This is a genomic window from Streptomyces sp. NPDC048295 (genome assembly GCF_040652135.1).
Lineage (GTDB): Bacteria > Actinomycetota > Actinomycetes > Streptomycetales > Streptomycetaceae > Streptomyces.
Map to the genome: position 1 here is coordinate 1 of NZ_JBEZLL010000080.1, position 1,679 is coordinate 1,679.

The 1,679-nt window shown below is 68.1% G+C and carries 1 protein-coding gene; it reads right to left on the bottom strand.

Annotation, left to right across the window (positions count from 1 at the left end):
• On the bottom strand, nt 1-1,679 hold a 1,679-nt coding region (locus AB0D53_RS41660), incomplete at both ends, for a type I polyketide synthase (protein WP_362454754.1).

Sequence of the window (1,679 nt, forward strand, 5' to 3'; positions counted from 1 at the left end):
GACGACACACCCACCCGACGCGGACGCTCCCGCACCGGCCACACCCGCGCCTCCGTCAACAACTCCACCGCACCCACAGACCAATCCACCTGAGGTGTCGGCTCATCCACATGCAACGTCCTCGGCAGCACGCCATGACGGATCGCCTGAACCGCCTTGATCACCCCACCCACACCCGCAGCCGCCTGCGCATGACCCAGATTCGACTTCAACGAACCCAACCACAAAGGATCACCCTCCGGGCGCCCCTGACCATACGTCGACAACAACGCCTGCGCCTCGATCGGATCACCCAACCGCGTCCCCGTCCCATGCGCCTCCACCAGATCAACCTGATCAGCGGAAATCTGCGCATCGGCCAGCGCCGCCCGGATCACCCGCTGCTGCGACGGACCATTCGGAGCCGTCAGCCCATTGCTCGCACCGTCCTGATTGACAGCACTCCCCCGCACCACCGCCAGGACCTCATGCCCCAACCGCCGCGCGTCCGAGAGCCGCTCGACCAGCAGCACTCCCACACCCTCCGACCACGCCGCACCGTCCGCCGCACCCGCGAAGGACTTGCAACGCCCGTCCTTCGCCAGCCCGCGCTGCCGACTGAACTCGACAAACATGTCGGTGGTCGCCATGACGGCCACGCCACCTGCCAATGCCATCGAGCACTCGCCCGAGCGCAGGGCCTGGGCCGCGAGGTGCAGGGCGACCAGCGACGACGAGCACGCCGTGTCCACCGTCATCGACGGACCTTCGAGGCCCAGGGTGTAGGACACGCGTCCCGACACCAGGCTTCCACCAGTGGTGGCCGCAGCTTCCGTGCCCTGCCCGTAGTCGTGATACATCAGACCGGCGAAGACGCCCGTCTTTGTGCCCTTCAGTGAGCGTGGGTCTATGCCCGCACGTTCCAGGACCTCCCAGGACGCCTCCAGCAGCAGCCGCTGTTGCGGGTCGATGATCAATGCCTCGTTGGGGCTGATCCCGAAGAGGCCCGGGTCGAAGTGTCCTGCGTCGTAGAGGAAGCCGCCCTGATTTGCGTACGTCTTTCCGGGGACGCCCGGCTCAGGGTTGTACACGCCTTCGACGTCCCAACCGCGGTCCCGCGGAAACTCCGAGACCGCGTCCCGTCCTTCCAGCACGAGATCCCACAGGTCCTCGGGGGATGTCACTCCCCCGGGATAGCGGCAGGCCATGCCCACGATGACGATCGGTTCGTCGTCCAGCTCGCGCACGGCGGGGCTGACCGCCCGGGCCGAGCTCTGTTCGATGCCGCCGCCGAGCTCGCTGTCGATGTACTCGGCCACGGTTCGTGAGCTCGGGTAGTCGAAGACCAGCGTGGCCGGCAGCCGCAGGCCGGCGGCCGCGTTGAGGGCGTTACGGAGCTCCACCGCGCTGAGAGAGTCGAAGCCGAGCTCCTGGAAGGGCCGGTCAGCCTCGATCGCGTCCGCAGAGCTGTGACCCAGCACCTTGGCCACCTGGGCCCGGACCATGTCAAGCACCGTGCGCGCCCGGTCTGCTTCGCCCAGGCCGGCCAGAGCGCGCATCAGCTCCTGACCGTCGGCAGCGCCGGCCACAGCGCGTGTCGCGGACCGTCGTCGGGTGGTGGTGGGGGCGAGGTCGCGGAGGAGCGCGGGAATCGTGTCGGTACGTGTACGGAGAGCCGCCACATCGATGGGCAACGGCAG